The organism is Endozoicomonas arenosclerae (genome assembly GCF_001562015.1).
GTDB classification, from domain to species: domain Bacteria; phylum Pseudomonadota; class Gammaproteobacteria; order Pseudomonadales; family Endozoicomonadaceae; genus Endozoicomonas_A; species Endozoicomonas_A arenosclerae.
Map to the genome: position 1 here is coordinate 61,460 of NZ_LASA01000121.1, position 24,822 is coordinate 86,281.

Here is a 24,822-nt window from a genome sequence, read left to right on the forward strand (position 1 = left end):
CTCAGCCATCCCCTAAAGAAGAGTGCCCACTTCCCATGTCTGAGTTAAAACCTGTAGAACCCAACATCTGGACCGGTCGGGTTGACCATGATGGTGAGCCACGATTGACACAACGCTGGCATCAGAAAATCAAACCTTACTCAGAACACTCGGGCTCCCGAGGTCTGGCTCTGTTGGGACTGGCCTGTGATGAAGGCGTCAGGCGAAATCATGGCAGGATGGGAGCAGCCAAAGGCCCTGACCTGATTAGAAAGTGCCTTGCCAACCTTCCCTGGAACCGGGAGGACACACTCTTTGACCTGGGTAATGTCACCTGTGAAGATGGCGACCTCGAGTCGGCCCAGAGCAAGTTCAGCCAAACTCTGGTGAAAACACTTCAGGATGGCATGTTACCCGTGGGTCTGGGCGGTGGGCACGAAATAGCCTGGGGCAGTTTCAAGGGGTTGGCAGATTATCTGATTCAGGATCACAAAACCCCTAAAGGCCTGAATATTGGCATCATCAATTTTGACGCTCATTTTGACCTGAGAAAGCCGGAAAAAGGTGCCAGCTCAGGTACGCCCTTCTGGCAGGTGGCACAGTTCTGCGAACACCAGAACCTGGACTTCCACTACATGTGTCTGGGGATCAGTCGCAGCAGTAATACCCAGGCGCTGTTTGATCGGGCAGATGAACTTAACGCGGCTTATATCACTGACGATCAGGTGCACAGAGACAATCTGGATTTTCTGATTGAAGAACTGACTTGCTTTACCTCTATGGTCGATCACGTCTATCTGACCATTGACCTTGATGTTTTCCCTTCTTATCAGGCTCCCGGTGTCAGTGCCCCGGCCGTAAAGGGTATCCCCCTGGAAATAGCTGCCACTCTTCTTCAGACCATTAAGGAGAGTGCAAAAGTCAGAGTCATGGATATTGCCGAATACAACCCTGAATACGACCATGACCTGCGCACAGCACGACTGGCAGCCTGGCTTGTTCACCAGTTAACCGATCAGTCTGAACCCTGAGCAAAAAACTTTGGCGGCATAATGAATGATGCGATGAGTCCCTAAAAGATGACTGAACCTTAACAGTATTGAAACATTGTGCGAGAATCGGGACTCTTCGATAAAGATTATATGAGCGCACAATGGAGAAACCCCGTCGTATTTGGGTGACCACGTTACTTTTTTCGCTGACGTTTCTGGCTATGGTCACCCTTGTCCCCTGGTACGGTTTCACTCACGGCTTCGAGCTGCGTGAATGGATCGTTGCCGGATTGATCCTCATGTTTAACGGCACTGCCATTACGGCGGGCTACCACCGTCTATGGTCCCACAAAGCTTATCAGGCACACTGGTCGCTGAGACTCTGGTTTGCCCTTTGGGGTGCCATGGCGACCCAGAACAGCATCATGAACTGGGCATCGGGCCATCGTCGCCATCACGCCTTTGTGGATGACTACGATAAAGACCCCTACTCCGCCAGCCGTGGTTTCTGGTTCTCTCACATTGGCTGGATGCTGCGTGACTATGCCCCTAAAGCGGGTGATTTATCCAATATCAAGGACCTGCAAAGAGACCCCATTGTCACCTGGCAGCAAAAATACTACGTCCCCCTGGTACTGCTGATGAATATCGGGGTGCCTGCCCTGATTGGCTTCATGATGGGTGATGTTGTCGCCATGCTGCTTCTCGGTGGCGTGCTACGTCTGGTACTGAGCCACCACTTTACCTTCTTCATTAACTCACTGGCCCATATCTGGGGCAAGCGTCCCTACACAGACAAGAACACTGCCCGCGACAATGGCTTCCTGGCTCTGGTCACCTGGGGCGAGGGTTACCACAATTACCATCACATTTTTCAGTATGACTATCGCAACGGCATTCGTTGGTGGCAGTTTGATCCCACCAAATGGTTGATTTACGGCTGCTCCAAGATCGGTCTGACGGGTAGTCTCAAGCGTGTCAGTGACTATCGTATTGAAAAAGCCCGGATCGACATGCAGTACAAATACGCCAGCCAGAAACTGACTTGCCAGATTGCCCTGCAAAAGCTGGAAGAACAGTATGAACTGGTCAGCAGCACCTGGCATGACTGGTACAAGCTGCGTCAACAATGGGTTGAGCACAAGACTGAAGAACTGAAACAGAACTGGGAAAACTCAGACCTGCACAAACAGTATGAAGAAATGAAATTTTCAATGCAGGAACAACAGAAGCGCTGGCAACTGGCCAGAGCGGGTCTTCTGACCTGATAGAAACACCTTTCCAACTCAGGGTATAAGTCCAAAGACTTATACCCTGCCCCCTTGCCTCAATCGTCTGGACGATCGGATACCACTTCACCAGTGTCCGGATTCACTTTCAGCTCTCTTTTTTCATCGCCCTTGTAAGCTTCTACCTCCCATAACCCATCATCCATGGATATATCTACAATGGGTCGATACCCTTGGTCTTCAAGCATTTTGATGATCTGGGACAGAGGCTTACCCACAATTTGAGGGGGCTTGGCAAAAGAGGAGGAACAAAATGCCATGATCATGGCCACAAAAAACACAGAGAAAGCCTTAGGTTTCATCGTACTCTCCACTGACAACAATACATCCAGAGAAAAACAAAACTCACATAACGATACCAGCTTAGCAGGGTTGCCTGCTGTTCAGGATTAAGTCTGAAACAGAAGCGCTAACAAACCTTGCTTGTTATTTAGCAACGGCTTTCTGCCTGCCGAACAAAGGCATAAGCACCGACGAAATGATCCAGGAAAATAACAAAACACCTGCCATTAACGTGGCCACATTTTGTGAAGAATCATAAAACATAGCTACCAATGCACTGCCCAGTGTGTCACACATCAAGTGCAGAAAAATTTGGCCACTGTTTGCCACCCCGGCCCTGTCAGCATTCAAGTAAACGACAGCCACACGATTACTGGTACTGAAAATGCCATTGGCGATCAACAAAACCGACATAGGTATCACCCATGCCAGAAGACTTTCTGGCCAGAGATAAACACAAGCCAGAAGCACAATGCTGCAGCCAATCAATGACCGATAGCTGAATACCATCATACTCTCAACCGGATAATGCTCCACCAGCTTTCCTGTGACAACACTGGCAATAAACTGCAGAAAGCACTTTATTCCGTACAGATAACCAAACATCACTGTGCTTAAGCCAAAGTAATGCATATAAAGAAAGGCTGAAGAAGTCATATAAACAGCAAAGGCGCCATTGACTGTGGCGCCTTGAATCAATAGCTGCCGGTTTCGGGGCTCTTTGATCAGATCAATGTATTGGATTATCCAGGTCGGATGCTCTTTTCTGTTTTTGGGAGATAATGTTTCCGGCAGAAAGGGCACAAACAACACGATCAGAATCAGGCTATAGGCTGCTTCTATATAAAACTGCATAGACCAGCCAAAGTGATCATATACATGAGCACCTAACGTGGGTCCCAAGACAGTGGCTCCAATATAAATCGCAGCTGAGATAGCCATCATTCGCATGGCTGCAGGCCCATCCAGAACATCCCTGATCATGGGATAAGCCACGGCAAAGCAAGTGGCCAGACCAATGCCCTGAACACCTTTACCCATCAATAATATTTGCAGGGAGTCCGTCTGACTGAGAATCAGACAGGCAACAACATTGATGAACAGTCCCGTAATCAAAATCGGTTTGCGACCATAACGATCTGAGAGAGGGCCTATGACCAAAAGGGAAGCCATAGCTGTCATCATCAAAAAAGTCATTGACAGTTTGGCCACGGATGGAGGGATCCCCAGCGTTTTTGCCATGCCTGGCAAAGCCGGTAAATAGAAGGTATAGGCCAAAGAAGGAATCGCAATAATAAGACTGACAACGACACAAGAAAGCTGGTTGTCACCAAAGTTCCACTTCAAAGCATAACCTCGAACAGCAAATATTTGGGATTTTCGGGGCAGCCAAGAGCCGACTGATCAGACACATGCTAATACTAGTTATGTCTTTGAAATTCGCTCTATTTTAAAAATAAGGCTTAAACAGAAAATAAAATAAATATTCACACTCAAAGGATGACGCAGACTGGTCTAATCTGGAGTGTTCATAAATATAAATTTTTTAGCGGATTGGCAGCCTGCATAGGCAACAAATAGCAATGTCTGGAAACGAAGCCAAAGCACCTCTTGTAGCAAGACATCAATAAATAACGACAGTACTGACAAAAAACGCATTGACTAGAGTATTTCCGGTATCTACGGCACGTCTCGGAAAGAGCACGATTAATGCGCTCTTCCTTAGACTGTTCCTGATTCGCAGTGTCTGGAACAAAAGCCCCATATTTATGATGCTGGTTATTCTCGCCTTATCTGTAAGTCAACCGGCCTTGGGCAGCCTTCTGGAAAATGTCGAGCAAGTCAAAAAATATGAAATTTTCTTCCAGATGCTAGGCCAACTCAATCAAGGCCGAAGGGATCTTCTAGCGTCTAGAAACAGCTACTGGCGCGTCCATATATTACGCTCCCCTGCAGATCAAACAGAATATATGCTCATAGACCCTGAACTGAGTTCAACCCCGGCAGGAACCCCTCTAGGTGCATCCCCGGTACCTCCTGGCACACCTGAGACTCATCCCTTCCCGCATGTCACCCCCATACCGGCAGCCAGCCCCTTTTACTCTTCCTGGAGTATTGATTTCCAGAGTCAATCTCTGAAGGCCGGTCCTACATTCCAGAGAATGAGAAACGGGGCCTTCAAACAACTGGGGCCAGGCAACAATCCCTTTACTTTCACTCCGGACGAAGAAATTATACTCAGTGTCAGAATGAGAGTACAAAACCATAAAAACGGAGAAGTCAGGCCCAAACAAAGAACCTTTATTCTCGTGCCTAACCCTCCTGCCACATTCCTCGGCCAACAAAAGAAATCTAATCAGACTTTTTTCTGCCACTACATCAACAGTCAGAACGCCACCTATGAAGTCTGCGTGGAATTCGAGACCCTCGATGACGAAAAGAGTATCCATGATCTTAGATCGGCCAGTCACTTTTATAGCTCAGATCAAGCTTATTCAAGTCCTATAGAAAAGGAGCTGTCCGGATACTCATTTGGCTTTTCGCTTTCAGATGAGAATTATCAGGATTTCCTGGAAACCTTTGAGAAGAATGTTCAGGGTGAGTTCTTGAATGTTCAGGATGGCATGAGTGTAGATGTCTCAGGGAAGTACAAATCCTTTACTCATGCCTTTGCAAGGGTAATAGGCAGGGGCCAGTTTTCTGTAGTCTTCGCTCTGGATAATGTCTTGCCAGGCCTCGCTCTCAGACGCTTCCCCGGCTACTTGAACAGACGAGATGCCGATAACTTTCTGCTAACCCATGAAGCAGCCCTAACCCTATACAAGGAGCTGGGCGTCAACCTGGAGCCTACCAGACTGTTAAGAGTTAAAGCCAGAGAGGGCGAAGGGTATACCATCTACATGATCCAGCGTCATCTCAGAAAAGATGAACTGGCCGAGACTTTCATTGAAGGTTTGCTTGATTTTGGCCCCACTGAACTTGCCATGTCGATCAAATCCAGAGGAAGGAACGGTGAAGTCCATAATATGGGATATGCAGAAGCGGTGAGTCGAATTCTCCATGCTGTTATCGCTGCAATTTATAACAATCTGGAAAAACTGGGTAACGAAGATTGTGCTCACAGAATTTGCTGCGATGCCAAGCCTGATAACTTTGCCGTCGGTTTTTCATACCGCAAAGAGTGGAAAAGAAATGATCTCTACCTTCGGGACGTGATTACCCAGGCTGATCTGACAGACTTTCATCCCTGCTCACTGGTGTTATTCGATCAACTGCTGTTCGATGGTGGCCCCGAAGCCGCTATGCTCACTCATATTCTGGGCTACAACCCCTACCAGGTTTATCAAGAGAAAATTAAAAACTGGGCTGATGCCAAAAAACTGGTGGTAAAATCCTTGGCCAATATTGCCTATCATGCAGGGGATATGGCCCATGAGATCATGCCGGAACTGGTGGACCGAACGCGCCTGATGCTAGTGGATGAGTGGCAATCCAACCCGGAACTGAACCGACGTTATATAGACTACCTGAGTAACAGTCCCATTCAAGCAGATGCCAGTAAACTGCCGCTGGAGCGTTTATTCTTTGACCCCAATGACATTACAGCGGAAAGTGTGATCCAGTATCGGAACAACAGCTCCAGAAACAATCTCAAGTTAAAGCTGCACCACTACCTTCTTAAACTGGCCAGAGAGATGAGGCCGGATCAGTTTCATCACCAGCTCTATCTACCGGTAGATTATCAACAAGATTGGTGGCTGCGAGTCGTGGACAAGAAATATCGGGGGGCTTTTACAGAAGCTCTTGAGAACCGTTTCTCCGAGCTGGAAGCTGTCCAGGTTACTGATAGCGAGACCAGTAATGCTGCCAGCCTCTCATTAAGAACTTTGGTGGACTCAGTGGCCAGCAACCAGGCCCTCGTAGAAGAGGGAAAACTAAGAAGATTGCTTAACTGGCATGTAGTCGCTGGAACGATTCCCGTTCATGACACTGAACGAAAAAAAAAGCATGAGCGAGAATTAAAAAAAATCGAAAGAGACCACCTGATTCGAAGAGTTAATCGCTATTACCTGGAACGTCTAACCAGCCTCCGCATGAATCCCTGGCCGGGCCTACCCAATGAAGAGTTATATGATGCTCATCCAGCCGGTGCTAACGAGATTATTGAAGACAGCCTGGAGACCTTCAAATTGGGGGGCAGAAAATTACAGCAGCTGTTCTGGCTTCACCTGATGACCCAGTATCAGGCCCCCCTGTCAGAGGATGACCAGAAACAGGTTGATGACATTAGAAAGGACGAATGGACCAAACAGGTCAACAATAAATATTCAGATAAAATCAGCACAACCCTGACCAGGATATTAGGGCAAAAGCCTTTCAATGAAAAAGTATCTCAGTTGAGTAGTGATCCCGTGCTTGAAATACTGGCCAGGGAAATCCTGTCTGATACGACTATCCCATTATTTCCCAACGAAAGACCCCTTTCTTCTGAACAGGATGCTCAGGATTCGAACCTCGATGAACCTGACAGTTCTCCCACACCACAGAATCACAGAAAAAGAAGCAGCACCTCTACCAGCCTTCAATCACCATTTGTGGAGCTGACCCTGCCAGCCTCCGGCAATGAATTGCTGCAAACCGGCTACTCTTCCGGCACCCTCACCCGAAAAAGCCTTACCGACCTAATGAGAAAATGGGGTCTTCACCCCATGGACATTATCCAGGCCGAAGCCACTACCTTTCCGGAAGCCTATAGCAAACTCAAATCACAGAGCTGGGCCAAGGCTCTGGATAGTCTGAGTACCCTCTTTCCTGTTTCTTCTGTTTACCCATTACCCGAAACAGTCAGGTTGCGCTTTCAAGCCGGGACCTATGAGCGTCACTATCTTGCCAGAGAACTTCGTCTGATCCCCAGCCATGATAAAGTCCAGTTTCCAAGCTATACCCATAGAGACACTCTGATACAGGCGATAAAAGAAGTCATGGAGCATCGTAATACCAGTCGTGAATCCAAACCTCTGGTGATCATTGACCTCACATCTTCGGTCGATGAAATGATATCAGGTGCCGCTTACCATACTTCCCCTCCTCCCTCCCGCCCCAGAATCATTCTGATTCATTCAAGCCCGCATCAGGGAACCCAGGGTGAGTACAGCCGTGTGGAACAGTTAAGCATTACCACTGAACAGTTAAACCAATGGATTAGTGAAAACAGAAATTATGATTACCTGCTCAGGGTTTTACGTATCCGCAATGAAGATCAATGGTTCACTCTGAAACTGCCAGAATCCGTTAAAACGAAAAAAGAAAAAAGAAACACGACACCTGACAGTCAGGATTTGCTGGATGAGCCGTCAGCTTCCCAATCGGCACTTCAGCCCCCCCCGCCCAAGCGACTCAAACTGGAAAGCCTTGCTCTGCAGCCTTGGGAGCAACAGGAACTGGAGCATCAGGGAGTAAGGGAGCTATCACAAGAAGAATTGGACCGGCTCAGAGCCCATCAAGCAGCAGCACAAGCTAACCTGCAACAAGCAGAGCAGCAAGCCATCAGAGATCTGAGAGCACAATGGTGCCATATTGTTCCCGTAGCAGGGGATCATTTCTGCCTCTATAACAGTTTGGTTCACCTGCTCAACATGAGGCCGGAAAGTGCCAAAAAACTGATTGATCAAATCATTGATCTACTGAGACATCTGATACGAAACACGCCTTATAGCAGAAGTGGCATTCATGGCCACGTCTTTGGAGGCTTGTTCAGGAACATCGTTTTTCTGGCATTAAAAAACAGCACAGTAAGAGGTCATCTTCTGTTCCAGCTCAGAAATTTACTCGACAATGCATCTGACCAGCTGAGATGGCTTCTTAAAAGACTCTTGAGTAACCTTCCTGCCCGCCTTTTGGGACAACTGCCAGTTGACTACAACCAGATCCTGGATAACATCGATCAAATGGACAATGAGGAACTCTGGTCCATTTTGAATCAGTTGATCATCCATGCCGGTAATAATACGGCTCTGGACCTGTTGCTGGCCAACGTGATCAACCACCTGGCAGCACTGGCAGGTGAAGACCAGCACCTGGCATTAATCAATGATCTGGTCGAGAATCTGGGCCAGCAATGGCAAAATGAAGGACCGATACTGACGCCTCATATGTTGTTCCTTGGACTAGGCGCCCAAGCCCTGAACAACCTTTTAGAAAACCCCACGCAGGCTGGCTTCCAAATGTTGCAGGGCCTTATGCCTCTCCAGCCAGGACAAGATATGTGGGGGGATAACAATCTGATTGAGCACCTGTTGATGCCTTTGCTGCAAGCCGCAAATACACCCTTGAACGTGATGATAGTTGCCCCAGCCATTCACAACCCAGAGAACCCGCTGGGCGCCATGTTTATCCCGGCGATGGCGGGCAACCCTACTCTGGGTGTTGTACCTCAACCCACCAATAATCATCAGCAGATCATGGAATGGCTTAATGACCCAGATACTTTGACACTGTTTCATGGCAATCTTCATGCTCCCCTGCTTCCCCAGAATATGATGAATGCAGGGACACACTGGGAACCTGTTGTGCCACAACAACCGCCAGCATTAGCCCCAACAGCGAACATCCAGCCCCCCATGCCCCAGCTCATTCCTGTAACAACAGAAGCAACGGGTCCCCCCTCTGGAGAACAGCCAGTAGTACCAAACATTGTCATAAAAACTGAGCCTGAATCTCCACCTCCTCCGCCCACGGCAGTTGGCTTTCCCTCTGACAGTGATGGCATGGAAATATCAGTGGATAACCTGCCCTTGGACTTTGGAAATTTACTGGCGACATTACCCCCCATCAGTGCAGAGGATCTGCAAAAACTGTTGAAACAAGACTCCAATGAGGTTGAAGCCGGACTGGAGGCTTTCAGTCAGTGTATTCAACACACATTAGGGATACCCTGCACCCGGCTTGAGGCGGCTTACTGGATGCGCTGGCTGGGGATTATTCTGATTCTGGTCCTCAGTAATTTCCCAGGCAGTTGATACTTCTGAAGCATTTGCTCAGCAAAGCGTTAGCAACTTTACCACCCTTGGCTATTCTGTACAGGTTGTTAGGATTTGTGCTTGAGGCAGGGCGTGGTCAAACCCTCTATTCGAAAAAAAATCATTCTGTTCACAGTGGTGCCTGTCACGCTCTTCTATAACCTGCTGAGTGCACTGCATATATACACCTCATTCAAGGAATCCTCCCATGAAATAGAAATCCAGATGCGCAATAACGTCGTGCACTTTGCCCGTACTCTGGATGCTTACACCCAGGAGATCATGTCCCAGGCCAAAGCCCAGACCCAGCTGCTGCAAGCAAAAAAATACCCGGCCTACCCCTTGCTGCACAGCATTCTTGCCTCCAGCCCTTTTCTTACAAGGGTCTGCTGGATAGACCTTCACCACACATCGGGTTCTGTCTGTATTTATCAGCGAAAAGGTAAAGTCGAACCGGTCAAGCTCTCTGATCAGCCCCCCACAGAACTGGGTAAAAGCTGGCAACAGATAAAAAAATCCAACGAGTTCTGGAGCAAGCTGTACAGAGATTCCAAAACCGGTAAGAGGCTGGTCAGTTTCATCGTACCAGGTCAATCACCCGATACTGGACACTTACTCAAACTGGATGTCGATATCAACCGGATGGTTCATGATGTTATTAATCCGAGAATGTTTGAAGGAAGGAACATCGGAATCAACCTCTGGAAGTTCAATATGGTGGATCGCAGTGGCGATTATCTCTACAGCGACAGTGTTCAAGCCAATCGCTTTGGCCATAAAAACCTGCGACAAACCGGTGAGGTCTACGGTATTGAAGGCTTTGGTGACCAGATAGAGCAATGGATTGATTCAGGCCGTGCTGAAACCTTCCGGGCCTGGATACCCAACCCTCAATACCAGAAAGAATACTGGTTCTTTGGAGCCCCAGTCGCGTCCTCTCAATGGTGGCTTTACACTTCCGTCAGCCGTCAACACGCTCTCCAGGGAGTGCTTGATATAGCTCTGGTGGATATCGCCATCATGCTGATTTCACTGCTGCTCATTCTGGGCGGCATCTGGTATGCCTCCAAAAAGATCACCCTCCCTTTGATAAAGCTGAAGTCCTGCATGGACACTTTTATAGAGCACCATCAGCTGGTTGAGATACCCGACACCCGGTCCCGTGATGAGGCCGGATCACTGGCACGATCGTTCGTCAAGCTAACCCAATGGCTGGAAGCCCGAGACAAAGCCCTGGATCAAGCCAGAGCCAATAATATGGGGCATATTGTCCAGGGACTGAAAGGTCGTTACTTTTACTTCCAACTGGACACCGAAGGTCAGATTGTCCATGTCAGCCGCTCGGTAGAGTCCGTACTGGGCTACAGTCGTGAATCGTTTACCGGCCCATTTGAAAACTTTCTCAGTAAAGACCCGGATAACCGCAATTTTCAAAGCAACTTTGAAAAAGTCGTCAGAGGAGAAACGGTAGAAGCCTTTGAGCTGGACATACAGAACAGGCAGGGCCAGTCCCGAAGGATTGAACTGTTCTGGAGTGCCATGACCTCAGGCTCACAGAAAGTCATTGAGGGACTGGCTAATGATGTGACGGAAAGAGTCAGCGATACTCTCAAATTCAAGGCACTTCTGGACTCAGCACCCGACGCGATGATTATCCTGAATCCCGACGGCATTATTGTCATGGTAAACTCCAGAGCGGTTGAGCTACTGGGTTTCCCGAGGGAAGAGCTCATCAATATGCCTCTGTCACTGCTGGTTCCTCCCCAATCCCGTGAACAGCACCCTCTTCTGAGCCCACTGATTGAAAGAGCCTGGAAACAAACGCGCTTGTTCCGTCAGGAAACAGAAGCAGTAGACCGATTGGGCAGAACCTTTCCTGCGGAACTCACGAGCAATCCACTAATAACCCGCGACGGTGTCCTTATATCTGTGGTTATCAGGGATATCACCGAGAGAAAGCAGATTGAGCAGGCATTACTGACCGCTCATGACGAAGCCATTACAGCCAGTCGTTCAAAGAGTCTGTTCCTGTCCTGCATGAGTCATGAATTGCGAACGCCACTCAATGGCGTTATCGGTTATGCACAGGTATTGCAGCGATCAGGCGGCCTCAATCCCGGCCAACATCAGAAACTGGCAATTCTTGAACGGTGCGGTCAACACCTGCTGACATTAATCAACGACATTCTTGATCTGACAAAAATAGAGACTCAGGGCGTGGAGCTGCATCCCGTACCCGTAGACATCAGACAATTGCTTCAGGAAACTCGAGAGCTCTTCGTACCAAGAGCAGAACATAAAGCCTTGCAATTGAACCTGAGCATTGATGAAGATGTACCGGATTGGGTTGAAGTGGATGAGGTAAAACTGAGGCAGATCCTAACCAACCTTTTAGGGAATGCCATCAAGTACACTGAAGAAGGCAAGGTAGAGATCCAGGTCAAAGCCGGAGTTGAGCGAATCAGTTTCTCAGTAATGGACACCGGAGTGGGCATTGATCCGGATAACTTTGACATTATTTTTGATCCGTTCAGACAATTGGATGAAGGCCTCAAATCGGGAGGAACCGGCCTGGGTCTGGCCATCAGTCGTCACCTGGTCAAAGCAATGGGTGATGATCTGGAAGTCAGAAGCCATCCGGGTGAAGGCAGCTGTTTTACATTCTCTATTCCCCTGAAAGAAGCCCCGGCATTGGACTCAGACAACATCTTCTCTTCAGATCAGGTGGAACTCATTCTCCCTGAAGATCAGACTTATAACGTTCTTATTGTTGATGATTTGGAGATTAACAGGGATCTTCTCAAAGTGATTATGGAGGAAGCCGGATTCAACACCCTGGAAGCATGCGACGGTCTGGAAGCTCTGGCTTGTCTGGAAGCAAGCAAGCCAGAACTGGTTATGATGGACATTAGAATGCCCAGGATGGATGGCATAGAGGCATTGAAGCACATTCGTTTAAACCCCGAGCTTAAAAACCTGAAAGTCATAGCGGTCACTGCCAGTGCAGGCTCCGATATAAAAACACGCCTGAAGCAAAAAGGCTTTGATGGCGTTCTGGCCAAACCTTTCAGAGTCAACTATTTGCTGCAGGTGGTCGCCAGTCTATTGAACCTGAGTATTAAAGAATCACCTGCGACCGCAGAAAAGGCAGAGCCTTCTGAGTTGCCACTACTGGATGAAATGCACAAGAAAGCCTTATTGAGACGAGTCTCACAGGTACTGGAATTTGGAGACATCCAGGAACTGACATCCATCACCGAAGAGTTTAAAGAAGCAGAAATGCAGGCCTACTGCCAATACCTCATCCAGATTGCCGAAGCTTGCGATATGGATGAACTGGAAAAATTCTACGAACAACTGAAAAAACAGTCGGACAAAAACACAGTGTAAGCTCACTCCTCGATCAGTGACCTTTCATCAGTTGGTTTCGTTTATGGGAAACGGGCTTATACCGCTACAACAGAGACTTTGATTAACCTATACTGCAGCAATAATTTTACCCATCGAGTAATCAATGAGTTCAACCATTAATATTGAGGAAATTCAGGCCAAGCTGACCCTCAGCCTGAAAGACATCTACCCTCTGGCCCTGAATGCGGATGAGCAGCTGGAGTTGCTGAAAAAAGAAGAGAAAGGTAAGTTTGCAGCCATTTTCCAGAAAGACTCCGGGTTTGGTGTTTCGGAAAATCGCTTCCTTCCCTACCTGATTGAACTGAATGACGAGATTCAGAGCCTGCCCATTATGGAGCCTGAAAATCAGAAGGTTAAAATTCAGGGCATTCTGAAAAAGATCAAAATGATGCATGAGGTGCTGGCCAAATTTCACAGCATCAAAGACGAAACGCTGCACTAACCCGGAAAATTCATAAAGTCGCTTTCAACAGGTTCAAGGCCGAAAAAATAGCAGAGCGAGAAGCTCGACACTTTATGAAATTTCCGGGCTGAGGATTTGTCTCGAAATATCTTCCTGATTTACATACGGATTCCGTTCACCCTGAGCTTGTCGAAGGGTCGTGGTGTTAGGCTTCGACAGGCTCAGCCCGAACGGGTTTTGAGAGGGTTTCAACAAGGAAGTTGTTTCAAACTATTCCTTAGCAGGAGGCTGTAATGCCCCTTCTTTTTAGATTTTATAATGAGAATAATAATTCATGACTGATGCCATTAAGGGCTATCATGCTCACCTCTATTACAACGAAGAAACCTTCAATCTCGCTGAAGACGTGATCTTTCAGGCAAGTAAGCTCTTTAACGTTGACGTGGGCAGAATGCACAAGAAACCCGTTGGACCTCACCCAGTGTGGAGCTGCCAACTGGCTTTTGATAATGATGAGTTTGCCAAAGTCATCCCCTGGCTGGCACTCAACCGTAAAGACCTGACTGTTTTTATTCACCCACTGACAGGCGATGATTTGAAGGACCATACCGATTATGCAATCTGGATGGGAAGCATTGAACCTTTAAACCTTGGACTGTTTCAGTAAACAGGAAAAACCGGCAGTCTCATGCACTCGGCAAGGGAATGATTTCCCTTGCAAATTGCGGTCGCCAAGGTAATATACGGCCAAGTCAGCGGGGTACTTCTTCACCCCCAGAACAAAGTCGGAGCGTAGCGCAGCCTGGTAGCGCACCACAATGGGGTTGTGGGGGTCGGAGGTTCAAATCCTCTCGCTCCGACCAGTATTTTAGTTTCAAAATCATTTCTTACTTAAACGCTATCACCTTTTCAGAAACAGCATATTTTCGTATTACTTTTCTTTAAGCTCACTTTTTCTGTTAATTGAAATAAAATAATCCTACTGCCTTAAGTGTTTTTCCTGCCCTAATGGGTTATTACAAGCAAAGCCAGTGTCCTGAATCCGTTTTGTTCACAATTCTTCCAGCGTTACTATTCTGATACAGTTATTAATAAGTTAAGGTTTCGCATAACTAATTCTTCATCCTTCCAGGTGTTATGAACTCAGGTCAAGCAATCCCTTAAAATCACAGCCTTCACGCACTTTTCTATAACCGTTTGTCTGAAAGCCTTAAATATGGCATTTGGAAACGCCCTTATATACAACGCTACATGAATACTTTTAAAAAGCTCATCTCACTATTTATTTTCTCATTGGTTTTTACCACCTCAACACAAGCTGAATGGAAGGTCGATGTCGGTTCAGACAGTGTGACTGCAGGTACGGTAAAAGCAGGCTCAGGAATCATGATCACGACCTCTCAGGAAGCCGGAGTGGAACTGGTTATAGTAGGAAAAATGCCTTCCCTTCACCTCGCCTATGAACTGGTGACTTTTACAGTAGATGGGCAGTCTCACCAGATGTACATGAAAGCCTCAAAGCTTCCCGATGGCTTTGTAATGCTCAGGGATGATATTGATGTCAATTACAAGCCTGAAGATGCTTATTTACTTGGGGCTCTGATGACCGGAAATAATGTGACGTTTGCAATTGACCCTTATCAATTCACTCACTCATTGCAAGGAAGCAAGCGAGCAGTGCTTGAATCACTTGAAATTTCCATGACCCAGTTCTAATCATGACCACTGGGGACTAAAGCAATAACTCATCATCCCATTCTTATAGTTTCTTGACGTAGCGGGTAATTCCGGAGCTGTCACCACTCGACATTAGTGACAGCTCTGTAAAGGACAGACAACTTTGTTCGCGCTAATACTCTCTCAAGATAGGATCAGATCATCAGTTACTGTCCAGATAACACTTCAAACATTCAATAAAATAATCAACGTTTTGCCGATTAAACACCACTGGTGGCTTGATCTTCATAACATTGTTGAGAGGACCGTCCAGACTTAGAAGAATATGACTTTTCTTCATATACTCTATTAACGCTTGAGCCTGTTCCGTGGCTGGCGTCAGCGCTTCATCCAAAACCAGCTCTAGGCCTATAAATAACCCAAGCCCCCGGACATCGCCTATCAACGGATAGTCTTTCTGCAATGCTTTTAACTTAGTGAGAAGGTATTCGCCGGTATCAATAGCATTCTGCTTCAGGTTTCCTTTCTCAATCGTATCCAGGACCGATTTTCCTATAGCGCAGGAAACCGGATTGCCTCCGAAAGTATTAAAGTATTCCATCCCTGTGACAAAAGCATCAGCAACCGCTCTTGTTGTGACCACAGCTCCCATTGGATGACCGTTGGCGATGGGTTTGCCCAATGTCACAATGTCTGGCACTACGCCCTGAGTTTCAAATGCCCACCAGTGAGAGCCTACCCGTCCGAAGCCGACCTGAACCTCGTCGGCAATACATAGCCCCCCGGCTTCACGAACAGCCTGATAAACATCTTTCAGGTAACCATCGGGCATGATCAGATTGCCTCCCACACCTTGAAGGGATTCGCAGATAAAACCACCTAAAGGTTTGTCCATTGATTTGATTTTATTCGCAGCCTGTCGTGCATAAGCTTGACCGGTCTCCTCTTCCATTCCCTTGTATTGACCCCGATAAGGATCAGGCATTGGCACAATGTGGATATTATCCTTCGCACCTTCACCACCCGGCCCATTGAATTTATAGGGACTGATTTCTATCGCCTTGTTGGTATTCCCGTGATAGGCACCATCCACCACCAGCAATTCTTCTGAACCTGTAAAACATTTCATCAATCTCATGGCGAGCTCATTGGCTTCGCTCCCGGAGTTAACGAGCATCACAACACTGAGTTCTTCTGGAAAAGTCGACAGCAAGGCTTCGCTGTACTCAACGATATTGGGGTGCAGATAGCGGGTATTGGTGTTGAGCATGGCCATCTGTTCTTGCCCAGCCCTGACAACAGCAGGATGGCAATGCCCCACATGACAGACATTATTGACCATATCCAGATAAGCAAGATTCTGATCATCCAGCAAGAACTGTCCCTGCCCTCGTTCAATCAGCAAAGGCTCCTGGTATGAAACACTCAATGTTTTAAAAAGATTGTCGGATCGTTTTGCCAGAATTTGATTGTGACGCTTACCGGCTTCAGACTCAAAACGACAATGACACTGCAACTCAAAGGCCACAGATTTTGAATCCAGTTTCAGCAACAAATCAATGGCCTGCCAGGCAGGCTGGGCAGATACCAGCAAATAGTCGTTTTCAGGGTTTTCTGCATAAGCTTTGGCAGAGTTACAGACGCTGGTAGACAGTCGGGTGCAAATTAATGGAAAAAGCACCCAGACCTCTACCGGTGTCAGAGGGTTTTCCTGATGGTAAGACAGCAACAAGGTTTTGATCACTTCAATGGGCTTTGGCTGGCCAAGCAACGCATAACTCGCGGCAATTGCAAGCTCATTAACTCGCCAGCTTTTGAGCATATCCCCAAAATCTATGACTCCATGAATTCTGGCACTCTGCTCATGCCCTGACAGCAGAAGATTGTAATCATTGACATCATTGTGAATCACCTGCTGCGGCAAAGTATCGGCAAAAGGCATCACCTGCTGACGGAACATTTCAACCATTGAGGTGATCTGTTTTGCTTTCGCAGCGTCCTCAATAAATCGCAGCTTATCCGTAATCACTTTTTCAGCCTGCTTAAGATCCCAGTCCAGGTAACGTTGACTGCATTGATGATCAAAGCACTCGGTATGCCTGGCAAATCGTCCTAAAAAAACACCTAACTGCTGCTGATGAAGCTTTTCTATTAATGGATGTTCTGAATAAAAAACACCGGAAACAAAACTAAGCAGACGCAGATACCGACGCTGACCATTAAACTGAATAGCAGTAATACTCTCTTCATGCCTGTTCTTATAAACGACAGGAAACTCGTACTTACCCAGTCGGTTACCTTCCAGATAGTCCATCATCTGGTTTTGCATATCGAGCTCACTCACAGACTCATCCGGATTAGCCAGTTTCACAACATACCGTACACCCTGATCATCCGTTGCCAGGAAATTCAGATCGATGTAGCTCGGTAAAGCCTTGAGCGAAACCTGAATACCGTAGTGCCTGCCCACCTCTGAAATAACCTGATGTCCATTCTCCACAACTGCTTGTTGCATGCTCCGTAATCCATCTGTTTTATTGCTATTATCTTACTGCTTGGATATTTTATACAATCTAACAAAAAGCAAAGACGACAGAAAGTACATCAAGGATGGATGGTATTTCTGAGCTTCTGAATCAGACATTCCGATTCACTGTTTCATGACCAGAACAAAAAAACAGGATTCTCCAGCAATGAGCAGAGCCCATATCTGGCTGAGGGCAGAAACCAAACCTCTCGAAGAAAGAGTTGCTCTCACTCCAAACACTGCCGCCCAACTATTGAAAGCAGGTTACAAAGTCACCGTTGAAGACTCGCCCCAGAGAGCCATTAGCAGTCATGCCTTTGCAGAGACTGGATGTGATATTGTCCCTGCCCACAGCTGGAGACACTCTGACAAGAGCACCATTATTCTTGGCCTGAAAGAGTTAGATAACGAGTCATGGCCACTTGAGCATCGACATATCCACTTCGCCCATATCTATAAATATCAGCATGGCTGGCAACAGGTTTTACAACGCTTTATAGAAGGGAATGGACAACTGTTCGATCTGGAATATCTGATAGACGATAATCATCGTCGAATAGCCGCCTTTGGCTATTGGGCCGGATTTGCAGGGGCTGCTGTCGCCCTCAAAGCTCTGGCTGGCAACCGCCAACAAAAGAGTCCAGTATTACCTCCTCTGCACTCTTACCAGGATAAACAACAACTGATTAATGACATTCGATCTGAATTGGACAGTTCAGCTGAGTTGAAAGCACTGGTTATTGGTGCCAGGGGCGGAAGTGGTCATGGGGCCGTTGAAATGCTCCAATCTGCCGGTGTAAAAGTTATTGAGTGGGATATGGAAGAAACAGCGAGGGGCGGTCCCTTTCCAGAGCTGCTGGAAGTCGATGCTGTGATCAACTGCGTATTTATACAGAAGAAAATCCCCCCATTTATCACCACAGATTTAATACAGAGAGCTAACAGACGCTTGAGTGTGATTTGCGATGTCAGCTGTGATCCATATGGCGATTACAATCCTCTTCCGATCTACGATCAATGCACCAGCTTTGTTGAGCCGACAATGCGCCTGATTGACTCAGACAACCCTCTGGATCTTATTGCCATTGATCATCTTCCGTCGCTTTTGCCGGTAGAGAGCAGTGAAGACTTCTGTCAGCAGTTACTTCCTTACCTGCTGGAACTGGACAACCTGGAACAGGGCGTCTGGAAAAAAGCTCATCAGATTTTTGAAGCAAAAGTTCGTGAATTCAAAAAGGCATAATATGAAAACCATTCACTGGCTGGGTGCCGGCTTATCCTCTCTGCCGGGCATCCTAAAAATCGCTCAATCCCATCACACCATTGTACTCTGGAACAGAACACTGGAAAAAGCTGAACAGGCTGTAACTCATCTGGGGATAAACATTCCTGTTAAACAGCTGGATTGGCCCACTCTGGAGAAAACCATTCAACCGGGCGACATTGTGGTGTCCATGCTCCCAGCTACCTTACACGTTCAAGTCGCAGAACTTTGCCTGGGCCATAAAGCCCATTTCATTTCCAGCAGCTACATATCCCCCCAAATGCAGGCAATGGATGCCAGAGCCAAAGAAGCAAATCTGAGTTTTGTTAATGAGGTAGGACTCGACCCCGGACTGGATCATTTGTTTGCCCATGCACTGGTTGAACAATACAAAAACTCCGATGTCTTCAGCCCAGACAACCAGCATGCGTTTCGTTCCTATTGTGGTGGGTTTCCCAAGCACGCCAACGATTTTAAATACAAGTTTTCCTGGTCACCCCTCGGTGTTCTAAAGGCTCTTAAATCACCTGCTCAGTGGATTGCCAAAAACAAGATTCAGCAAACTGAGAAGCCCTGGAAAGCACTGACTGATTATGCATTTAAACGGGCAGATGGCAGTGAGGAAGTTTTTCAGGCTTACCCCAACAGGGACTCAGTACCTTTCTTAAAGCAGTATGGCTTTGCCGAAGACTGGACTGTTCAAGAGTTCGTTCGCGGAACACTGCGTCTTAATGGTTGGTCAGAAGCCTGGTCATCACTTTTCGAGAAGGTTGACACCCTGAAAGGTGATAAAGGAATGGAAGAACTGGCCAGTATCAGTGATGAGTTATGGGAAAAGTACCAGTATGAGCCAGGTGAACCGGACCGTGTTGTTCTGTCTGTGGAGCTGGAAGTGAAAAACTCCACGGGTGAAACCACTCTGTTCAAACAAAGTTACGGCGTTGATGAAGCAGGGAATGAACGAGGCTCCGCAATGGCAAGACTGGTCTCACTCACCGTCGCCCTGGCTGCAGAGTCTTTACTGGCAAATAAACTGGCCACTGGAGTCACTGCCGCTCCCCATGACCCCAAGCTGGTTAAAAGCTGGCTGGATCAGATGTCTGATATGGGCGAGCATATTTTTGTGCATGTCTAATCAACACAGAGAGCCTATGGGTGCCATTAGGACAGAAATAGCTATTTTGAAGGTCAATTTTGGCCCAGCTCACAATGGTACCCATTTCTATAACCAGGAGGTATGTCAGAAAGGAGCACTCACTTAAGAAATGGAGCCGACAACAGACCGGGGCTAACTTGGCATAAAATATATTTCTCAATCCAACCTCTGGGCTTTCTCAGTAGTTGGGAAGTTTGATCAAAGTAATAACACTGGCAGCCACTCCCTTATCATTAAGGTGTCCAATGACCGACCAGCAGCCGTCTCAGAAAACTGCGAGCCCAAACTTGTTACAGGCCATCCGCGATGTTGTAGCAGAGGCTCGCCAAAGCCTGCAGCGCACCGTTAATCATACAATGGTTCAGGCATACTGGGAGGTGGGACGGCTGATCGTTGAGGATGAGCAACAAGGTAATTCCCGCGCTGAATATGGCAAGCTGCTGCTGCAAACTCTTTCGAAGCAGTTAACGAAGGAGTTTGGCCGTGGATTTGATGTACGTAACCTGCGCAATATGCGAGCGTTTTATCTGACCTTTCCAAAACGGAACGCACTGCGTACCGAATTGAGCTGGACACATTACCGCCGCCTGACTCGTATTGACAATCCTCTATACCTCAGTAGGACTTAAGGCGATTTCAGTCTGTAGCTCAGGAAAAGCAGTAGTTCATTTGCAAAGGAGATCACGATTTTCAGCTTGACCTGATCTTTAAAATTTCAAATTGAATTGCTTTCTTCTGATCGACGTAAAAATTGGTAAACTCAGCTCTCAGGATGTAAAGCAGATGGAAACTTTTATTCGAATCCACGTCCAGTACCGTAAATATTATGACGATAACTCACCATCGTCCTGATACTTTGCAACTAAAAAGTGAAGCAATGAAAAAAACTCAGTGCTAACGGACAGTTTACAGCTATTTGCCTCCAAAGGTCTCCATTACCAGCTCAACGAGCAGGAGCTACAGGAACAAATACAGCCTGAGTGATTACTGTTGGATAAAATAGGAAACAGAGGAGTGAACCTTTCGGATTCTACGGCAGGTTCTGCAGGAGTTTATGACGTTGACAGAAAAGCCATGTAAAAAAGATGATAGGCTTATGAAAAAGACACCATCAATTGTAACGATTATGGGAGCAGCACAGTGAAGCTTGAATCCCTATCTATAAAGAACTATCGGGTTTTTCAGGATGTTCTGATTCGTAACATGCCTGGCCTATGTGTTTTTGTGGGTGCCAATGGCAGCGGTAAAAGCACTCTCTTTGATGTGTTCGGCTTTCTGAAAGACGCTCTGGCTGGCAATGTCCGAACGGCTCTTCAGAAACGAGGCGGCTTCAGAGAAGTAGTTACCCGAGGCTGTATTGATCAGCCAATTGTATTTACCCTTCAGTTTCGACTTGCTATCAGTGGAGTCGAACGGCTGGTTACCTATCTGTTGGAAATAAAGCTGGTTAGCAATCGTCCAGTTATTACCAGAGAGATTTTACGTTACAAACGAGGAAGCTACGGCTCGCCCTATCATTTTCTAGATTTTAGTAACGGCTCAGGCTACGCCATCCTCAATGAAGAAGACTTCAACAAGAAAGACTCTGAACTTGATCGAGAAGAGCAGACGCTGGACAGCCCGGATATTCTAGCCGTGAAAGGATTAGGTCAATTTCAGCGCTTTAAGGCTGCCAGTGCATTTAGACAACTGATAGAACATTGGCATGTCTCAGACTTCCATATTAGTGAGGCTCGAATCACCAATGATGCAGGGTATGCCGAACATCTCTCTTCCCGTGGGGATAATACAGCATTAGTTGCACAATACCTCTTTGAGCAACATCCAGATATTTTTAACCGGGTACTGGAAAAAATGAAACAGAGGGTTCCCGGTGTGGAAGGCGTTAAGGCGGTGGAAACCGACGATGGTCGGATTGTCCTCAAATTTCAAGATGGCAGCTTTAAAGATCCATTTATCGCTCGGTATGTTTCTGACGGCACAATAAAGATGTTTGCCTATCTACTGCTGCTGAATGACCCTTCCCCTCATCCATTGTTATGCGTGGAAGAGCCAGAAAATCAGCTTTATCCAAGCCTTATGCCTGAGCTAGCTGAAGAATTCAGGGAATACTCAGATCGGGGAGGCCAAGTGATGGTGACCAGTCACTCCCCGGATATGCTTAATAATATAGAGCTTGATGAAATTTTCTGGCTGAAAAAAGAAGAAGGTGTCACCAACATTGAACGCGCCTCCGATAATTCTCTGCTAGCTAGCCTGGTCAAGGGCGGAGATTTACCAGGCGCTCTCTGGAAGCAAGGACTATTTGAAGGGGTGAATCCCTGATGTTTCAGCTGGTGTTTATGCTGGAAGAGCCTTCTGCAAAGATTCTGCTGGAAAGCTTATTACCCAGAGTGCTACCCCCAAACGTTTCATTTCTTTGTATTGCCCATGAGGGAAAACAGGATTTAGAAAAGTCTATTCCTATCAAACTGAAGCATTGGAATGTTCCAAATAGCTGGTTTGTGGTGATTCGTGATAAGGATCAGAGCAATTGCATACAACTAAAACAACGCTTGAAAAAACTGTGTGAAGACAATGATCGACCTGAAACCCTGATTCGTATTGCAGTGCATGAACTGGAGAGCTGGTTTTTAGGTGATCTGACGGCTGTTGGTACTGCTTTTGATCTGCCCAAGCTGGCTAGCAAGCAGCAAAGTAAAAAATTCAGAAACCCAGATGCTCTGGCCAATGCCCAGGAAGAGCTGAAAAGATTGGTGAAGGGTTATCAGAAAATGGCTGGGGCTCGAAAAATCTCTCCACACCTTTCTCTCGACGCCAACACTTCTGAAAGCTTTCACCATCTATTAAGTGGATTGGAGGCATATCTAAAGCAGATTAGGGCAACCTGATGCAGGCTCTACCGGATTTATCTATGAAGCTCACAAAGGAAAGTCTTATGCTAGGAGCCTGTCGAACTTAAGACGATTTCAGCCGTAGTTCCAGAAAGAGTAGCCAGATTTTCCGATGCATTTGCTTAAATAGTCCAGCTATTCGCACAAATCGATCGAAAGATCTGACTCGCTCCACTGAAATTCATACTCAAAAACATAAGTCCGACAGACTGCTAGCAAAGCAATTTCAAGCACATCAGATAAAATGAATTTTAAGAAAAACTGCGCCCTATAAACAAAAAAAGCCTGAAGCGATATCACTTCAGGCTTTCATATATGGCGCTCCCTAGAGGATTCGAACCTCTGACCTGCCCCTTAGGAGGGGGCCGCGCTATCCAGCTGTGCCAAGGGAGCATAGAAAAGCCAGCGGGTGGATATCTCCGGCTGGCTTGCTTTGCATTCTAACGAAACAATGTAAATTTTCCAAGAATTAAAGTCGCTCTACGCACTGCCCGGTGTTAAACCACTATGAGTCGGTTTATGGATGAATACGATCAGCTGCTTTTATCTTTGCTCTTACTCGCTCAGGACTGTTTTTCGTTCAGAGCTTTTTCCAGTGTGCTTTCAAAGGCCATCAGTTTATCGGCCACTCTGGCACTGTCTACCTTCAGTTCTCCGGCAAGGTAGGCCTTTCTGAGAGCCATAAGGCGCTCCTCAGTGTTACGGCTGGGGATACTTGTACGAGTTTCTGCTTCGGTCTTTCGGCTATCTTCCATGATTCCTCCTGATCGCTAAGCAACAGATATTCTCACAGGATATTTTCTGGTTCCAGAGTCAATATCCGGTTTTTTACCACTCAGGTTTCATGCCAAACTCAATATTTAATGCATCGTCAGAGACTTACCAGAATCAAGCCCGAAATAATAAATCCGGTTCCGAGCCATTTTTGTGACGAAGCTCTCTCTCCCAATAAAAACACACCCATCAATACTCCCACGGGAATACTGGTTTGTCTCAGCGCCACTATCAGGCTGACATTCTCTGAGAAAGCCATGGCTGCCAGTACCAGTGAATAGGTACCGTACATGGCAAAGCCGGTCATCAGCAAAGAATTTCTATGATTCACCAGCAGGTGGGCAATCTCTTTCCGATGCGCTCTGGATGGCAATGAAACAACCATCAACCAGAAGCTGGTTGAAACAGCCTGTAACACCATGTACAAAATCGCTGTTTTAAAAGCGCTGCCCTCAACCGGCCAGAGCTCCCTCATTAGTGCCAGGGCATGGCTGTCCGTGACTGAGTAACCGGTAATGCCCAAAGCAGCCAGACTCGCAAAGCCTGAAGCTGGATTAAGGTAATGGGATAGTTTGAAGTCACTCCAGCGCCACATAGGCAAGAACAGACATCCTGAAACAATCAGGACAAAGGCTAACCACTTTTCCAAAGACAGTTCAGCCCCCTGACCCAGAATGCTGACAACGGGAGGGACCAGCAAAACAGGCAGAGCTCTGGAAACAGGGTACATGATGGACATATCCCCGGATCGATAGGATTGCCCTAGAGCCAGCATGTATCCACCCTGAAAAAATCCTGTCAACAAGACCAAATGCCAGATTTGTTGCGTAATTTCGCCTAACCAGTCGATATAAAAGAGTAACAGGGGAAGGAAAACTAACATGCCAAGGACACCAGAGACGGCAAAACTGGCGGCAGAGGGCCTTGTTTTTTTACCCAGGCAGTTCCAGCCTGCATGCATAATGGACGATATCAACACCAGAATGATCGCCAGATTATCCAACTCTTTACTCCTGAAAAGGCGTGGCTTAATCATATATACACAGCCACGCAAGATCGTATCTTTTACACAAATGAGCCCAACAGGCTCAGTATTAAAGGCTTAGAAGACTTGACATTTTTTTGACCTGTCAAATGGTATAAATCAACACCCCT

General features: G+C 46.9%; 17 protein-coding genes and 2 tRNA genes. 13 read left to right on the plus strand and 6 right to left on the minus strand.

Annotation, left to right across the window (positions count from 1 at the left end; all coding sequences use genetic code 11):
- Window positions 1–35 precede the first annotated feature (35 nt).
- Both hutG and WG89_RS19575 read left to right on the plus strand, forming a co-directional pair.
- Complete coding sequence (hutG, locus tag WG89_RS19570) at window positions 36–1,010, plus strand: formimidoylglutamase (protein WP_062268975.1); 975 nt, start codon at window positions 36–38, stop codon at window positions 1,008–1,010.
- Between the two features lie 122 nt (window positions 1,011–1,132).
- Window positions 1,133–2,239 carry an acyl-CoA desaturase gene (locus WG89_RS19575; RefSeq protein ID WP_062268977.1) on the plus strand — a complete coding sequence of 369 codons (1,107 nt, stop codon included), beginning with the start codon at window positions 1,133–1,135 and terminating at the stop codon, window positions 2,237–2,239.
- A gap of 59 nt (window positions 2,240–2,298) precedes the next feature.
- Here WG89_RS19575 and WG89_RS19580 read toward each other — a convergent pair whose 3' ends face one another.
- Together WG89_RS19580 and WG89_RS19585 are read right to left on the minus strand one after the other, a co-directional pair.
- The gene (locus tag WG89_RS19580; protein WP_062268979.1) at window positions 2,299–2,562 is read right to left on the minus strand and encodes a PepSY domain-containing protein; all 264 of its coding nucleotides are present in this window, start codon (window positions 2,560–2,562) and stop codon (window positions 2,299–2,301) included.
- Between the two features lie 124 nt (window positions 2,563–2,686).
- Entirely contained in the window at window positions 2,687–3,889 is a 1,203-nt protein-coding gene (locus WG89_RS19585) for an MFS transporter (RefSeq protein WP_062268980.1), read from the minus strand.
- Window positions 3,890–4,512: 623 nt separating this feature from the next.
- Between WG89_RS19585 and WG89_RS19590 the strand changes: the two genes are divergently transcribed.
- The 6 genes from WG89_RS19590 to WG89_RS19615 all read left to right on the plus strand — a co-directional run bounded on the left by WG89_RS19590 (window position 4,513) and on the right by WG89_RS19615 (window position 15,091).
- Complete coding sequence (locus WG89_RS19590) at window positions 4,513–9,561, plus strand: hypothetical protein (RefSeq protein ID WP_153301701.1); 5,049 nt, start codon at window positions 4,513–4,515, stop codon at window positions 9,559–9,561.
- A 93-nt stretch (window positions 9,562–9,654) separates the two neighbouring features.
- Window positions 9,655–12,951, plus strand: a complete 3,297-nt coding sequence (locus tag WG89_RS19595) for a PAS domain-containing hybrid sensor histidine kinase/response regulator (RefSeq protein ID WP_062268984.1) — start codon at window positions 9,655–9,657, stop codon at window positions 12,949–12,951.
- Between the two features lie 124 nt (window positions 12,952–13,075).
- A complete protein-coding gene (locus WG89_RS19600; protein WP_062268986.1) occupies window positions 13,076–13,414 on the plus strand; it encodes a hypothetical protein in 339 nt (112 codons plus the stop codon).
- A gap of 295 nt (window positions 13,415–13,709) precedes the next feature.
- Entirely contained in the window at window positions 13,710–14,042 is a 333-nt protein-coding gene (locus WG89_RS19605; protein ID WP_062268988.1) for a DOPA 4,5-dioxygenase family protein, read from the plus strand.
- Between the two features lie 119 nt (window positions 14,043–14,161).
- Window positions 14,162–14,238: transfer RNA gene (locus WG89_RS19610), tRNA-Pro, on the plus strand.
- A 523-nt stretch (window positions 14,239–14,761) separates the two neighbouring features.
- The gene (locus tag WG89_RS19615) at window positions 14,762–15,091 is read left to right on the plus strand and encodes a hypothetical protein (RefSeq protein ID WP_216638520.1); all 330 of its coding nucleotides are present in this window, start codon (window positions 14,762–14,764) and stop codon (window positions 15,089–15,091) included.
- Between the two features lie 163 nt (window positions 15,092–15,254).
- On the opposite strand, the gene WG89_RS19620 is transcribed toward WG89_RS19615, so the two are convergent.
- On the minus strand, window positions 15,255–17,567 hold the full coding sequence (locus WG89_RS19620) for an aminotransferase class III-fold pyridoxal phosphate-dependent enzyme (protein ID WP_062268991.1): 2,313 nt from the start codon (window positions 17,565–17,567) through the stop codon (window positions 15,255–15,257).
- Between the two features lie 178 nt (window positions 17,568–17,745).
- Here WG89_RS19620 and WG89_RS19625 point away from each other — a divergent pair, with 178 nt between their 5' ends.
- From WG89_RS19625 to WG89_RS19645, 5 genes are all read left to right on the plus strand, one after another.
- Complete coding sequence (locus WG89_RS19625) at window positions 17,746–18,822, plus strand: saccharopine dehydrogenase (protein ID WP_062269029.1); 1,077 nt, start codon at window positions 17,746–17,748, stop codon at window positions 18,820–18,822.
- 1 nt (window position 18,823) lies between these two features.
- Window positions 18,824–19,978 carry a saccharopine dehydrogenase family protein gene (locus tag WG89_RS19630; RefSeq protein WP_062268993.1) on the plus strand — a complete coding sequence of 385 codons (1,155 nt, stop codon included), beginning with the start codon at window positions 18,824–18,826 and terminating at the stop codon, window positions 19,976–19,978.
- Between the two features lie 266 nt (window positions 19,979–20,244).
- Window positions 20,245–20,628 carry a DUF1016 N-terminal domain-containing protein gene (locus WG89_RS19635; protein WP_062268995.1) on the plus strand — a complete coding sequence of 128 codons (384 nt, stop codon included), beginning with the start codon at window positions 20,245–20,247 and terminating at the stop codon, window positions 20,626–20,628.
- 511 nt (window positions 20,629–21,139) lie between these two features.
- Window positions 21,140–22,324, plus strand: coding sequence for an AAA family ATPase (locus WG89_RS19640; protein WP_062268998.1), 1,185 nt, complete (start codon window positions 21,140–21,142; stop codon window positions 22,322–22,324).
- A complete protein-coding gene (locus tag WG89_RS19645; protein ID WP_062269000.1) occupies window positions 22,324–22,890 on the plus strand; it encodes a DUF4276 family protein in 567 nt (188 codons plus the stop codon). Before WG89_RS19640 ends, WG89_RS19645 begins: the two co-directional genes overlap by 1 nt.
- Before the next feature lie 319 nt (window positions 22,891–23,209).
- On the opposite strand, the gene WG89_RS19650 is transcribed toward WG89_RS19645, so the two are convergent.
- The 3 genes from WG89_RS19650 to WG89_RS19660 all read right to left on the minus strand — a co-directional run bounded on the left by WG89_RS19650 (window position 23,210) and on the right by WG89_RS19660 (window position 24,670).
- Window positions 23,210–23,286, minus strand: a tRNA-Arg gene (locus WG89_RS19650).
- Between the two features lie 170 nt (window positions 23,287–23,456).
- Window positions 23,457–23,648 carry a flagellar biosynthesis anti-sigma factor FlgM gene (locus WG89_RS19655; protein ID WP_062269002.1) on the minus strand — a complete coding sequence of 64 codons (192 nt, stop codon included), beginning with the start codon at window positions 23,646–23,648 and terminating at the stop codon, window positions 23,457–23,459.
- A gap of 116 nt (window positions 23,649–23,764) precedes the next feature.
- On the minus strand, window positions 23,765–24,670 hold the full coding sequence (locus tag WG89_RS19660) for an EamA family transporter (protein ID WP_062269004.1): 906 nt from the start codon (window positions 24,668–24,670) through the stop codon (window positions 23,765–23,767).
- Window positions 24,671–24,822 lie beyond the last annotated feature (152 nt).